Source organism: Mesorhizobium sp. CU3, assembly GCF_006442965.1.
Classification (GTDB): Bacteria; Pseudomonadota; Alphaproteobacteria; order Rhizobiales; family Rhizobiaceae; genus Mesorhizobium.
The window spans coordinates 131,445-145,359 of sequence record NZ_VFWX01000012.1 but is presented as its reverse complement, the minus strand read 5'-3'; the positions used below and the strand labels follow the sequence as shown (position 1 = coordinate 145,359).

8 protein-coding genes are annotated in these 13,915 nt (G+C 62.3%); all 8 read left to right on the top strand.

Annotation, left to right across the window (positions count from 1 at the left end; genetic code table 11):
• The first annotated feature begins 16 nt into the window (after nucleotides 1–16).
• On the top strand, nucleotides 17–946 hold the full coding sequence (locus tag FJ988_RS19620; protein WP_140819987.1) for an electron transfer flavoprotein subunit alpha/FixB family protein: 930 nt from the start codon (nucleotides 17–19) through the stop codon (nucleotides 944–946).
• Between the two features lie 71 nt (nucleotides 947–1,017).
• Nucleotides 1,018–2,049, top strand: coding sequence for an AraC family transcriptional regulator ligand-binding domain-containing protein (locus tag FJ988_RS19615; RefSeq protein ID WP_140819986.1), 1,032 nt, complete (start codon nucleotides 1,018–1,020; stop codon nucleotides 2,047–2,049).
• Nucleotides 2,050–2,344: 295 nt separating this feature from the next.
• Nucleotides 2,345–5,575, top strand: a complete 3,231-nt coding sequence (locus FJ988_RS19610) for a cytochrome P450 (protein ID WP_140819985.1) — start codon at nucleotides 2,345–2,347, stop codon at nucleotides 5,573–5,575.
• Between the two features lie 23 nt (nucleotides 5,576–5,598).
• Entirely contained in the window at nucleotides 5,599–8,073 is a 2,475-nt protein-coding gene (locus FJ988_RS31520) for an NAD(P)/FAD-dependent oxidoreductase (RefSeq protein WP_140819984.1), read from the top strand.
• Nucleotides 8,070–8,996, top strand: coding sequence for an alpha/beta hydrolase (locus FJ988_RS19600; RefSeq protein ID WP_140819983.1), 927 nt, complete (start codon nucleotides 8,070–8,072; stop codon nucleotides 8,994–8,996). Before FJ988_RS31520 ends, FJ988_RS19600 begins: the two co-directional genes overlap by 4 nt.
• 183 nt (nucleotides 8,997–9,179) lie before the next feature.
• Nucleotides 9,180–10,766, top strand: a complete 1,587-nt coding sequence (locus FJ988_RS19595) for an AMP-binding protein (protein ID WP_140819982.1) — start codon at nucleotides 9,180–9,182, stop codon at nucleotides 10,764–10,766.
• Nucleotides 10,767–11,015: 249 nt separating this feature from the next.
• Nucleotides 11,016–12,209 (top strand): OmpP1/FadL family transporter, encoded by a 1,194-nt coding sequence (locus tag FJ988_RS19590; protein ID WP_140819981.1) that lies wholly within the window; start codon nucleotides 11,016–11,018, stop codon nucleotides 12,207–12,209.
• Nucleotides 12,210–12,619: 410 nt separating this feature from the next.
• Nucleotides 12,620–13,912, top strand: coding sequence for an amino acid deaminase (locus FJ988_RS19585; protein WP_246688604.1), 1,293 nt, complete (start codon nucleotides 12,620–12,622; stop codon nucleotides 13,910–13,912).
• The last annotated feature ends 3 nt before the right edge of the window (nucleotides 13,913–13,915 follow it).

Here is a 13,915-nt window from a genome sequence, read left to right as displayed (position 1 = left end):
AGTCAGGGATAAAACAATGGCTATTCTTCTCATCGCCGAACACGACAATGCAAGCCTTTCCGACCAGACCGCCAAGGCGCTGTCGGCGGCTCTCCAGATCGGCTCGGATGTCGACGTGCTGGTGGCCGGCAAGAGCGCCAAGGCTGCTGCCGACGCCGCCGCCAAGCTGAAGGGCGTGCGCAAGGTGCTGCTCGCCGAAGCCGATGAGCTTGCCGAGCGGCTGGCCGAGCCGCTTGCCCAGACCATTCTTTCGCTGGCCGGCCTTTATGATACGTTTGTGGCCGCAGCCTCCAGCGCGGGCAAGAATGTGATGCCGCGCGTCGCCGCCCTGCTCGACGTCGCGCAGGTATCTGAGATCATCGAGGTGGTCTCGCCCGACACCTTCAAGCGGCCAATCTATGCCGGCAACGCCATCCAGACTGTCCAGGCGGCGGGAGCATGGAAAGTCATCACGGTGCGAACGGCGTCATTTTCCATGACGGAGCGCAGCGGTGCGGCTGTCATCGAGGATGTTGCCGTGGCTGCGGGCCCCGCCATCTCCGCCTTCGTTGAGAATCGCTTGTCGGAAAGCGACCGCCCGGAGCTGACCTCGGCCAAGATCATCATCTCGGGCGGTCGCGCGTTGGGTTCCTCGGTGAAGTTCCAGGAAGTCATCCTGCCGGTGGCCGACAAGCTTGGCGCCGCCGTCGGCGCTTCCCGCGCTGCCGTCGACGCCGGCTATGCGCCGAACGACTGGCAGGTCGGCCAGACCGGCAAGGTGGTCGCGCCCGACCTCTATATCGCTGTCGGCATCTCCGGCGCCATCCAGCACCTTGCCGGCATGAAGGACTCCAAGGTCATCGTCGCCATCAACAAGGACGAGGAAGCCCCGATCTTCCAGGTTGCCGATTACGGTCTCGTCGGCGATCTCTTCGTTATCCTACCGGAACTGCAAAAGGCGCTTTAAGATCATGGCTCGCGATAATCAGGCGGCAGGCAGTGGCAGTGTGATGCGGATGGTATCCGGAGGAGCACAAAATGAAGGCATCAGATCCACTTTATGTAACAGCCAACATCCCAGCCTTCCTCATCCGCAGCCTTGCGGCAACACTTGCCGACTTCGGCATCGAGGTGACACGGCTTCTGGTTGGCCTGGGGATCACGGTTGACGACCTCGCAGACCCCTCATGCCGTGTCTCGTTTCGTCAGGGGCGGTTGGCAATACTGCGCGCCCTAAAACTGGCGAAGGGACGTGCGCTCGGCCTCGAGTCTGGTTTGCGGCAGAAGATCACATCCGCTGGCCTGGTCGGCTACGCCATGCTCACGGCGCCGACCGTAGGCGATGCCGTGGAGCTTGGTATCGAGTTGCAAAAGGATGTCGGCAGCATGCTGCGCTACGATACGCGTTGCGACGAGCAGGGCGTGGTCGTGACTGCGACCAGCCGTTTTCACGACCCGGATACCTATGTTTTCCTGGTCGAGGAATCTTTTGCAAGTTTCATGGGCATAGCAGCGGCGCTCATGGGTAACGACTTCAAACCTATCCGCGTTGACGTGACATATCCCGCCCCGCCTTATGTCGACGTCTATCGACGGATCTTTCGCTGTCCTGTCCACTTCGGTCAGGTGGAGAACGCCTTTATATTCGATAAGACGTTTTATGAGCGGCCCCTAGCTACCGCCGATCCCTTCAGCCACAGACAGCTGCTCGATTTCATAGCCCACAGCCGGGTCCGCAAGCGCGAAGCCGCCGAGATCATCGAGTCCGTGGAACGGGTCCTTAGGCACAGACTCCAGGAACGCAATCACGTCGTGACGGTGGCGCGCGAACTCGGCATGAGCGAGCGCACGCTGCGCCGCCGGCTGGGTGAGAATGGAGTGTCCTTCCAGAGCGTGCTTGACCAATTGCGCAAGGACAGGGCGCTTGAACTGCTGGCGAACTCCCAGGTGTCCGTCGAGCAAATTGCCTTCTTGGTGGGCTTCACTGACCCTCACAATTTTCGGCGCGCTTTTCGCCGTTGGACAGGTGAAACACCGGGCGTCCTGCGAGACGAGATGAAGGGAGTATGACCGAAAATGACCCGCAATAGGACGGATTGACCACTTATCGCGCCGATCCCGCCTCGCTAGATTTCGAAAACTTCGAATAATCAAGGAGCAGCCCGGACGCACCGGGCCAGACGGATGTCGACGAGGGGTCGCGTCCGATCGAAAAAAATCTTGGCCTTGCCCAGGTGCTGCTGCCGATTTCGAGACGCTTGAGACAAGCCGGTCCGTGGTCAGATCGACCGCAGCCGGGTTGCGGCGCACCCAACGCCGCTGCGAGCGGGCGCGCTCTGAAGGGCGGATGGCAGAGGAGGTCGTCATGGGCAGGACGAAGCTGGCAAACGAGGCGTCTCAGATCCCTGAGCGCACTGTCCTACCCTTCTTTGGCCACGCGCTGAGCATCCCTAGCGGCGGACGCCTGATGGACTACCTCTTGGCCGAAGCCGAGGCGCTTGGACCGATCTTTCGGCTCCGCGTCTTCGAGAACGAGATGGTGATGGTTTCCGGATCGGACCTAGTCGCCGAGCTATCAGATACGGACCGCTTCGTAAAGAGCGTGCATGCCGATCTCGTGACGCTCCGGGACATTGGCGGCGACGGCCTGTTCACGGCGTATAATGAGGAGCCCAATTGGCGTAAGGCCCACAACATCCTTATGCCCGCATTCACGCGGGAGGCGATGCGCGGATACCACGCGATGATGGTCTCGGCCGCGCGCAGCCTGATCTCTTACTGGGAGCAGATGGGCCGCAAGGAGCTTCCCGTCGACGTGTCGCGGGACATGACCCGTCTCACCTTCGACACGATCGGCATGTGTGGGTTCGGGCACGATTTCGGCTCCTTCGCGGCAGAAGAACTGCACCCCTTCGTCGCGTCCATGATCGGCGCCCTCACCTATGCCCAGCAAGCAAATGAACTTCCAAAGATCGCTAAACGTCTGCGGTTCCGGCGCAGGCAAGCCTATGCGCGGGACATCATGGCGATGCAGGATCTCATCACGTCGCTGATAGAGCGTCGGCGTGCCGAGGAACCGAACCGCACCGACGACCTGCTTGGCCGCATGCTCAACACGCCCGACCCAGCGACCGGCGAGCCGCTCGATGATGCCAACATCCGCAACCAGGTCATGACGTTCCTTATCGCCGGCCACGAGACCACAGGCGCGGCGCTGTCCTTTTCGCTCTACTATCTCGCCAAGCATCCGACCGTCCTTGCCCGCGCCCAGCGCGAGGTGGACAGCTTATGGGGCGCAGACGACGATATCAGCCCAAGCTATGAGGATGTCGGCAAGCTCACTTATGTTCGGCAAATCCTCGAGGAAGCGTTGCGCCTTTGGCCGACTGCCCCTGGATATGCGGTGACACCGGTCGAAGAGACAATCGTAGGCGGACGCTACGCATTTTCCCCGGGGGAGTGCATCCAGATCCTCATCCCCTCGCTCCATCGGCAGCCGGAGTGGGGCGCCAATGTGCACAGCTTCGACCCCGACCGTTTCTCTGCGGAGGCGAGCGCTGCGCGCCCGGGCCACGTCTACAAGCCGTTCGGAAATGGCGAAAGAGCCTGCATAGGGCGGCAGTTCGCGCTACACGAGGCGACGTTGGTGCTCGGAATGCTGATCCATAGGTTCACCATCAATGACCGGACGAACTATCAGTTGACGATCGGCGTGACCCTCACCATCAAGCCTGATGGTTTCATGCTCCGGCCGGAGCCGAGGAAACCGGCCGATCGTCTCGCCAAGCAAGCGCTCACCGCACCCGCCTCGCCGCGTCTACCCACAAGGGCTGCGAATGCCGCCGGCAATTTCGCGTCTTTTGCTGTATTCCACGGTTCAAATCTCGGCACTTCGGCGGGCGTTGCCCGAGAGTTGGCGGCAAGCGCTGCGGATCGCGGCTTCGGCACGTCGGTCGCGCCGCTCAATGACGCTACGGAAAAAATCGTCGAGATGAGCCCAAACGCATTGCTGCTGATCGTGGCATCTTCCTACAATGGCCGCCCCACGGACGATGCCGACAGGTTCCTAAGCTGGACGGAAACCTTGCACCCCGGCTCGCTTTCAAGCGTGACCTATGCGGTCCTCGGCGTGGGCGACCGCACCTATGCTGCCACCTATCAGCGCATTCCGTCCTTGATCGATGAACGGCTTGCCGCCGCCGGCGCCACACGCCTTGTCGAACGCGGCGCCGTCGATGTTGGCGGCAATTTCGTCGGCGGCGTCGAAGATTGGTCGCAGGGTCTTTGGGACGCTGTCGGCAGCCGCGGTGTCGCTGCAGCCGCCCTGCAGGGCGAGCCGTCTCGCAATGAGCCCCCTCACCTCACGCTGGAACCTGTCGCCAGCCGCGAGGCGGAACGGGCGCGCCGGCGTGGCATGCTGGCCATGACCGTGACAGACGCTGGCGAGATGGCCGATCTTGCTCATCCGCTAGGACGGTCCAAGCGCTTTTTGCGGCTCAATCTACCCGAGGGTGTCACTTACCGGACCGGCGATCACCTCGCGGTGCTGCCAAGCAATCCCGACGAGCTCGTCGATCGGGTCGGCGACCGGTTCGGCCTCGAGCTCGACCGCCCCGTTCGCGTGCGGGCGACCGGGCGGCTGCGTATGCTTCTGCCTGAAGACCGGCCGATCACGCTTCGCGAGATACTTGCTGACTATGTCGAGCTGCAGGAGCCGGCGAGCCCCGACGACCTGCGATTGTTGGCCGAGCATTGTCCGTGTCCGCCCGAGCGGGCGCCGCTCATGGCTTTGGCTGAGCAACCGGTGGCAGCGTTCAAGCAGTCAGTCACAGCGGCCGGCATCAGCGTGCTTGACCTGCTCGAGCGCTACCGGTCGATCAATCTTCCCTTTGAGACATTCCTGGCCCGGCTGCCCGCGATCAGCCCGAGACGCTACTCGATCTCGTCCTCAAATGTCGTGTCGCCGGCGGCAGTCGACCTGATGGTCTCACTGGTCGATGCGCCGCATCGGGATGCCGCAAGCCCGGAAGGGCGCCGCTATCGGGGCGTCGCATCCAACTATGTTGCAAGCTTACGGGTTGGCGACACGGTGCTGGCCAAAGTCGTGCCCTGCAGCGACGCGTTTCGCTTACCAATTGACCGTAGCGCCATCCTGATCGGCGCCGGCACCGGGCTGGCACCCTTGCGAGGCATGATCGGCGACCGCGCCGGGCAAAGCCAGGCGGCGCCATTGATCACTTATTTCGGCTGCGACCACCCCGACGTCGACTACCTGCACCGCCAAGAGCTCGAAGCGGCCGAACGGCAGGGAACTGTCGAATTGCGGCCAACTTACGCCTTCGCGCCGGTGGACGGCCATAAGTTCGTCCAGGACCGGATGATCGCCGAACGGGCCGAATTGTGGTCGCTGATCGAGCAAGGCGCCTCGGTCAGGGTGTGCGGCGACGCAGCGCGCCTCGGGGCTGGCGTCGAGGCCGCACTTATCGAAATCCACAAGCAATGCTCCGGCGAGCCTGAGGCCGCCGCAGACGGCGGCGCCCGGCAGTGGCTGGACAGCTTGCGGGCCGATGGTCGCTACGTGAGCGATGTCTGGTGAGCACCCCATCGACCCTAAAACCTATGAAGGAGACGGCCATGTTCCACGCGTCCGCGTCGCCTGACGCTCCAACCACGTTGGACGAAAGCGTCGATGTCGTGATCGTCGGCGCCGGCCTGTCTGGCATCGGCGCGGCCTGTCATCTGGCGCGCCAGCGTCCGCATGGCAGTTTCACGCTGCTTGAGGCGCGTGGTGATCTCGGCGGCACCTGGGACCTGTTCCGCTACCCCGGCATCCGCTCCGATTCCGACATGTTCACGCTGGGCTATTCTTTTCGCCCATGGCCAAACAGCCGCGCCATTGCCGACGGACCTGCAATTCTGCGCTATCTGCGCGACACAGCCGTCGAGCACGGGATAGATCGTCGCATCCGCTATGGCCATCGCGTCGTCGATGCCGCGTGGGACAGCAGCATAGCCCGCTGGATCGTCACCGCCGAGACGGTGCGTGAGGGCGCCACCGTCCTGGTGCGCATCCGTTGCCGCTGGCTGTCGGTCTGCACCGGCTATTATCGCTACGATCAGGGACATCGGCCTCACTTCGAGGGCGAGGACAGCTTCGGCGGCGAAATCATCTCACCGCAACATTGGCCGCAGAAGCTCGACTGGACGGGCAAGCGCGTAACCGTCATCGGCAGCGGTGCGACCGCGGTAACTCTTGTTCCCGCGCTCGCCAAGGCCGCGAGCCACGTGACGATGCTGCAGCGCACGCCCAGTTATATCGTTTCGGTTCCCGGCGAGGATACAATGGTCGGCCGGCTTGAGCGGCTTTCCCTGCCGCCAAGGCTGGTCGCCCGGATCATGTTCTGGAAAAACGTGGTCTCCAACATCTTCTCCTATGAGATGGCACGGCACCTGCCACGCCTGTGCAGACGTCTCATCCGCAAGGAGACGCAGCGCGAACTCGGCGCCCATCTCGACGTCGACACACATTTCAACCCGCCCTATAATCCTTGGGACCAGCGCGTCTGCGCCGTTCCAGACGGCGATCTGTTCGTCGCCATCCGCGATGGCCGCGCCGCCGTGGTTACCGACACGATAGAGCGCCTTGTCGCAAACGGCATCCAAACCAGCGGCGGCCAGTTCATCCCGTCGGATATTGTCGTGGCGGCGACCGGGCTGCAAATGATGCCGCTCGGCGGCATGACATTGTGCGTCGATGGCCGTCCGGTCTCGTTGCCCGACAGCCTCGTTTACAAAGGCATGATGCTGTCGGACGTTCCCAACTTCAACCTTGTGATCGGCTACACCAACAACTCCTGGACGCTCAAGGCAGACCTGGTCAGCAGCACCGTTGCGCGACTGATCTGCCATCTTGAGCGCCGCGGCTTCGATTTCGTCAGGCCGCATCCCACCAAGGCGGGGGCGACGCTCCCCTTCGTTGATCTGCGCTCAGGCTATGTCCAGCGCGCCATCACCGCGTTCCCGAAGCAGGGCGACCGCACGCCATGGCGTCTGCACCAGAATTACATCTTCGACCTGCGGCTCTTCCGCAGAGACTTCTCCAGAGATCCGGCCCTCCAGTTCCGCCGCCTGCAAGCAGCAGGCCCTGCGGGCCAGCTTGCCAGTCCCGCCACAGCCGCAAAGGAGCTTTCCATGTCTGGGTTCGACTTCTCAGGGACCGCGATCGTCACCGGCGCCGCAGGCGGCATCGGGCGAGCGCTTGCCAGGCAACTTGCCGATCGCGGCTGCGACGTGGTTGTCGTCGACCGCGACGAGCAAGGCTTGAATGCTGTTCTTGGCGAGTTACGGTCCGGACACCCGAATTCGGTCTTCACGTCTTACGCGGTCGATTTGACGGACGGCGCAGCCGTTCAAGCGCTCGGTGAGACACTCGCGCAGAAGCACCCTGCCACGCGGCTCCTGGTCAACAATGCCGGGGTAGCGCTCAGTGGGTCCTTCGCGCAATGCTCCAAGGAAGACTTCGACTGGCTGCTGGCGGTCAACCTGCAGGCGCCGATCGATCTCGTGCGGGCGCTCTTGCCGGTGCTGCGCCGCAACAGGGGCGCACATATAGCAAACATATCTAGCGTGTTCGGTCTCGTTGCCCCGGCCGGCAACGTCGCTTATGCCACGAGCAAGTTCGGACTGCGCGGCCTCACCGAGGCGCTGCGAGCCGAGTTGGGGCCAGACGGAATTGGCGTCACCTGCGTCCATCCGGGCGGGATCAAGACCAATATTGCGCTGGCATCGCGCATCGGCTCGGCTATGACGGCTGAAGAACATGTAGCGGCCGAGAAGGCCAATGCCGAGTTTGACAAAGTCCTCACCATAAGTGCGGAAGCCGCCGCACGGGCGATTGTTGATGGCATCGCGCGGCGTCGTGCCCGCGTGCTGATAGGCGCCAGCGCGAAGATCCCCGATTTGGTCGCGCGACTGTTCCCGTCCCATTATCATGGTGTCGTGTCAGGGCTGGAGGCGGCTATCGGTTGGCTCTCCTCGATCGGCAGGCGACGCAGCCCGGCAGCATCGACGACAGCCAAGAGGGTCGTGCAATGACCGCCGCCAGCCGCCCTGTGCCAGCGGACGATCTGGCACCCTTGCTGGCCGAAATGGTCGCCACGGACAGGTTCACCATCAGCCCCGACCAGCAACGCGCCGAATACGCGGAATTCGTGTCCATGTTCCGCGGACCGGAACCGCCTTTCGCCGGTACAATCACGGATGAGGTGATCGAGACGGTTAAGGTGCGACGCTACCGACCCGATAATGAGCGCGACCGCGGTCATGTTTTGATCTATTTCCACGGCGGTGGTTGGGTTTTGGGCAGTGCCGATACGCATGACCGGCTCACCCGCGCGATCGCCAGCGAACTTGGCCTGCATGTCATCTCCGTCGACTATCGTCTGGCGCCGGAGCACCCCTTCCCGGCCGCCTTCGAGGACTGCAAGCGCGTTGTCGCCTATGCCGCGCGGGGCGCGACTTGGGTTGGCGTCGGCGGCGACAGTGCCGGTGGCAATCTGGCCGCGGCAGTCAGTGCCGAGCGGGCGGCCAATGGTGAACCCGTTAACGCACAGGTCCTGATCTATCCAGGGCTTGATGTGCCGGCCGCTGTCGCTGACAAGAGCCTTGACGGGCTGGGCCTCGATCGCGGCGACATCGACTATTTCTGGTCCTCCTACCGTGGCAACCACCAGCCCGATGCGCGGCTCGCTCCGCTGCTGGCGCCCGACCCGATAGCGGCGCCGGCGACGCTGGTCACCACAGCGGGTTGCGACCAGCTCCTGCCCGACGGTGTGCGCTACGCCCAGCGACTGATCGCCGCCGGAGTGTCTACCGTGTATCTGCCCTTCCCAGGGCTGATCCATGGCTGGCTGGAACTGGCCGAGGGAGTGCCGAGTGCGGGTCAGGCGCGCGCCCTGTTGATCGAAGCGATCGGGCAGTTGCACAGGAGCACCTCGCAGAAGCCACGGTCGGACTAGCAGGCGGGATTACCCGGAACTCCTCGGTCGCCGCTTCAAGAGCCGTCCCGTCCAGGCATCCTCCCGGGGCGGCAAAGCGCCGACGCGGTGGCTCATGTGGGGCGCAGCCGCCGCGTCGGTGCGACGGGACACTAGACCAACGCTCACCAGTTGACCCGTCCGGTGCCTCGAAGGAACGACACAATGAGCTTCGCCTCCCCTTTCCCGCCTGTCGAAATCCCCGATGTGACGGTTTTCGACTATTTATTCGGTAGCATTTCCAAGCACGAGCTTGAGCGTGTCGCCCTCGTCGACGGAAGCTCGGGGACCGTCACCACCTACCGAAACCTCATCGACGATATCGAGGCCATTGCCGGTGCGCTCGCGACACGCGGTGTTGGTGCCGGCGTCGTCGTGGGCCTGCTTGCGCCCAACATCCCCGCCTTTGCCTCAGTCCTCCATGGAATCTTGCGCTCGGGTGGGACGACTACTCCAGTCAACATCCTCTACACCGCGCAGGACATCGCCAAGCAATTGTCCGGCGCCGGGGCACTGTTGCTTATCACCGTCTCATCGCTGCTTCCGCAGGCGAAGGTCGCCGCTGAGGCTGTGGGCATCTCCCGGGACCGGCTCATTGTCATCGACGGTGCCGACGGCCATCCAAGCTTGGCAGACCTTCTCGCCGACGGTATGCCCGCCCCACAGCTGTCGATCGATCCGGCAAGACACGTAGCGGTCCTGCCATTCTCATCCGGAACGACGGGCCTGCCGAAGGGCGTCAGCCTTACTCACCGCAATCTCGTGGCCAACATTGCGCAGATAGAGACACGCTTCGGTATCACGCCTCACGATATACTCCTTGCCGTGCTGCCATTCTTCCACATCTACGGCCTCACGGTGCTGCTCAACGTGGCGCTCAAGCGGCGTGCCCGACTTGTCACGATGGCCAAATTCGATTTGACCGAATGCTTGCGCATCACAGAAACGTACAAGCTGACCTATCTGTTTATCGCGCCGCCCATTGCCGTGGCGCTGGCCAAGCACCCCGCTATCGAAAGGCACGACCTGTCCAGCATCCATACCGTCTTTTCCGGCGCCGCACCGCTCGATGAAGAATTGGGCCGGGCAGTTGCCCGACGCCTCAAGGTTCGGGTGCGCCAAGGCTACGGCATGAGCGAACTCAGCCCAGTTAGCCATGTGATCCCGTTCGATCGCGATGATATTCCGCTCAACTCGGTCGGCCTGCCGATCGCCAACACACACAACAAGCTGGTCGATCCGCAAACCGGCCAAGAGATTGCAAGGCCCCTGTCCGGTATGAGCCAACCAGGCGAGCTTTGGGTCAAGGGCCCCAATGTCATGGCGGGCTATCTCAACAACCCAGACGCGACAAGTGAGATTCTCGATGCCGACGGCTATCTGCATACCGGCGACGTCGCTACGGTCGACTGCGACGGTGCTGTCTACATCGTCGATCGGCTGAAGGAGCTTATCAAATACAAGGGCTACCAGGTACCGCCCGCAGAGCTTGAAGCGCTGCTCTTGACGCATCCGTGCATTGCGGATGCCGCCGTGATCGGCGTTACCGAAGCCGATAGCGTCGAGGAGATCCCAAAGGCCTTTGTCGTGGTCCAGCTTGGTGCTCGCATCAGCGAGGCCGAGATCATTAGCTTCGTGGCGGAAAGGGTCGCGCCGCATAAACGCGTTCGCGTCGTCGAATTCATCGAAAGGGTGCCCAAGTCCGCGTCTGGCAAGATCCTACGCAAGGATCTGCGGGCCAGGGAGCGATGAACCTCAGGGTCAATGTGACCGTCTCGGACCCCAAATTGTCCTCGACGCCCATTGTCGGCACGACCGTTCGCCATAAGCTCGTCCTGGTCGCGTTTGGAAGAATAGGGGATCGAACAGCGGCCATATCAAATTGATTGGCATCCATGCCGGGCTGCGCCTTTGAGCGCCACCGTTATGTCTATGCCGAAGGCCAGACGCGATCGAACAGGACAAGCCTGCGCCTACGGGGACAGTAGAAGAAGGCTTGGGATGAAAGGGTGGAAGGGGGAGCTTTTGCAGATTTCCAAACCAAACGGGCCGTTCTTGGCCCTCGTCTTGGCCTGCAGCTGTTTTGCCCTGCCCGTGTTGGCGGGGGGGTATTCTGAGGGTGAGGCCAACACCGATGTCCTCTACGAGGACAGCCCTTTCATCACGCAATCGTCTCTCGTCTACGTCTATCCGCGCCGCGATTATTCGAGCCTGATGGGGCATCCAGTCGACGATAAGCCCTATTCGGACTCTTATGTGATCCCAAATTTGGCTGTCGCCGCGCGGCTCGGAGACAATCTGTCTTGCGAGTTTACCTACACCCGTCCGTTTGGCGGGTCTGCGACCTACAGCCAAGCCGCGCAGAACGCGGAGTTCGCGACGGCGATGGCGCAAGGCGATCCATTCCCCAACCCCACCTCAGCGATGAAGTTCTCTGCCGACGAGTATGGCACGGCCTGTGCGGCGCGGATCGAGGCCGGGCCAGGCAAGCTCTACGCCATCGGCGGCCTGTTCTGGGAGACGTTCGACTACAAGGAGGACACCTGGATCGGCTCGGTCCATCTTAAGGACGATGGCAAGCTTGGCTACCGCCTCGGCGTTGGCTATGACATCCCGGATTACGCATTGCGCGTACAGTTGCTTTACCGCTCGCAGGTGAAGCACGAAGGCAGCGGCAGCTACACGCCTTCCGAGTTTGCGATCGAGAACGGGATCACCGACATGCTGCCGGCCCGCGGCTCCGGCACGCTGCCGCAATCGGTCAAGCTATATGCGCAAACGGGCGTCGCGCCGGGTTGGCTCGTGTATGGCTCGGCCACCTGGACCCAGTGGAGCGTCCTCCAAGCCTTCAGCTATGATGTGATCGGATTGGGCACAGCGAACAAAGTGTTCAACTACACGGACGGCTACACGCTGCAGCTGGGTGTTGGTCACGAGTTCGACAGCAAGCTTTCCGGAACGGTCAATCTAACCTGGGATCAGGGCGTCGGGACTGGCGCCGACATAACCACGGACACCTGGACACTCGGTCTCGGCGCCGAGTACAAGACCGATCTCGGCACCTTTTCGCTTGGCGCGGGCCTCTCCTACCTCACGGCGGGCGCGCAGCGTGTCGCATCGGGGGCGACCTATGACGCGTCGGCGAACGCCGACTGGGCGCTGAGTGGTGCTTTGGCGTACACCTTAAAATTCTAGTGGTGTTGCCACCATGGGGACGGCTCAAGGTTGGTCGCGCACCATCTCGCTGAAGTTCCTGGCGGGCCAAGGGATCCTGGAGCCCCCGAGGCTGGCTCGCCTTGAGAAACCACGTCCTCTTGGCGAGCGCCTCTGATTCAAAAGCCCTACCCGCCTCCGGCGATGCCTGATCCTCCGATTTCGGGTGGTCTCATCCGCCCAGATACCGCCGTGAAACCGGTGCGGTCTTGGGGGCTTTTTTTGAAATCTACAAATGGGCCCACAAGCGCCGCCTTTGTTTCCGGGCACACAGGACCGCGCAATTCCGTGAACGCTACGGATATCGCTGTGAGAATTCTTGCCGATAGAAAAATTGGGTTGCACGCGAACACTTATTTTGCAATTTGATATAGCAAAATAAGGAGATGGCAATGACTGAGTCTCTGATCGCGCCCTTGAGCGCGCTGGAGAAAGGCGTCCCTGGGCACGTTTCCTCTATGCGATTGGCAGATGTCGGGGCCCAGGCATGGGAGCTACTCCGCGAGGATGTCCCGCTTCCGGCGGCTATCATCAGATCCCAGGCCTTGCATCATAACAGTGCCTGGATGCGGTCCTTCCTTACCCAATGCGGTGCCGAAATCGCGCCCCACGGCAAGACCACGATGAGCCCGCAGCTCTTCGACATCCAATTGGCGGACGGCGCTTGGGCAATCACCGTCGCCACCACGCACCAACTGCAGGTGGCGCGGCAATTTGGCTTTAAACGCATCGTCCTGGCCAACCAGCTCGTTGGGCGTAGTGCCATCGACTATGTTGTACACGAGCTCGCCACCGATCCGCAGTTCGATTTCTTCTGCCTCGTCGACGACCCATCCAATGTGAGCGTCCTTGCCGCACGAGTTCGCGAGACAGGCCTATCGCGACCACTCAACGTCCTGGTCGAGCTCGGCTACAGCGGTGGCCGCACGGGATGCCGAACGGTGGCCCAGGCGCTAGCTCTTGCGCGCGAAATCAGGGCCACCGGCGGTGCTCTCGCCCTTGCCGGCATAGAAGGCTTCGAGGGGCTGATGCGCGCATCAACGAACGCGGAAACATTGTCGTTGGTCGAGGCTTTTCTGTCCAAGGTGGTAGAACTCGCGGAGGTCTGCGCCGCCGAAGACCTTTTCGATAGCGCAACCGTCCTTCTCTCAGCAGGCGGATCTTCATTCTTCGACATCGTGGCGAAGCGACTGGCCCGGGCTGCCACCGGGCGGCCGTCAATGGTCCTTTTGCGCTCCGGCTGTTACCTGACACATGATGCCTCGCTCTATGTACGGGCCATGGAGGCCATGCGCGAACGCAACCCCGAACTCGCTACGTTCGACGGCGGACTGAGGCCGGCGCTGGAAATTTGGGCCTATGTCCAATCGAGGCCCGAGGCTGGCAAGGCCATCATCGGCTTCGGTAAGCGCGACGCCTCCTATGACGATCTGCCCGTTGCCCTTTCCTGGTACCGCCCGGGCGGCGGGATGCCGTCGCCGCTTGCCGTCCCAGCAGGGCATAAGGTGACCCGTCTCAACGATCAGCACTGCCACCTCGAAATCCCCGAGGAATCGCCGCTACGCGTGGGCGACATGATGGGCTTCGGGATTTCACACCCCTGCCTGACGTTTGACAAATGGCGCGTTATCCACCTGGTGGACGACGCGTTCCGCATCACTGGCTCCATCAGGACCTATTTCTAAGGA

Coding starts and splice junctions, on each gene's coding strand:
- FJ988_RS19610 (WP_140819985.1), top strand. CDS start 2,345: ATGGGCAGGACGAAGCTGGCAAACGAGGCGTCTCAGATCCCTGAGCGC.
- FJ988_RS31520 (WP_140819984.1), top strand. CDS start 5,599: ATGAAGGAGACGGCCATGTTCCACGCGTCCGCGTCGCCTGACGCTCCA.
- FJ988_RS19595 (WP_140819982.1), top strand. CDS start 9,180: ATGAGCTTCGCCTCCCCTTTCCCGCCTGTCGAAATCCCCGATGTGACG.
- FJ988_RS19590 (WP_140819981.1), top strand. CDS start 11,016: ATGAAAGGGTGGAAGGGGGAGCTTTTGCAGATTTCCAAACCAAACGGG.
- FJ988_RS19585 (WP_246688604.1), top strand. CDS start 12,620: ATGACTGAGTCTCTGATCGCGCCCTTGAGCGCGCTGGAGAAAGGCGTC.
- FJ988_RS19600 (WP_140819983.1), top strand. CDS start 8,070: ATGACCGCCGCCAGCCGCCCTGTGCCAGCGGACGATCTGGCACCCTTG.
- FJ988_RS19615 (WP_140819986.1), top strand. CDS start 1,018: ATGAAGGCATCAGATCCACTTTATGTAACAGCCAACATCCCAGCCTTC.
- FJ988_RS19620 (WP_140819987.1), top strand. CDS start 17: ATGGCTATTCTTCTCATCGCCGAACACGACAATGCAAGCCTTTCCGAC.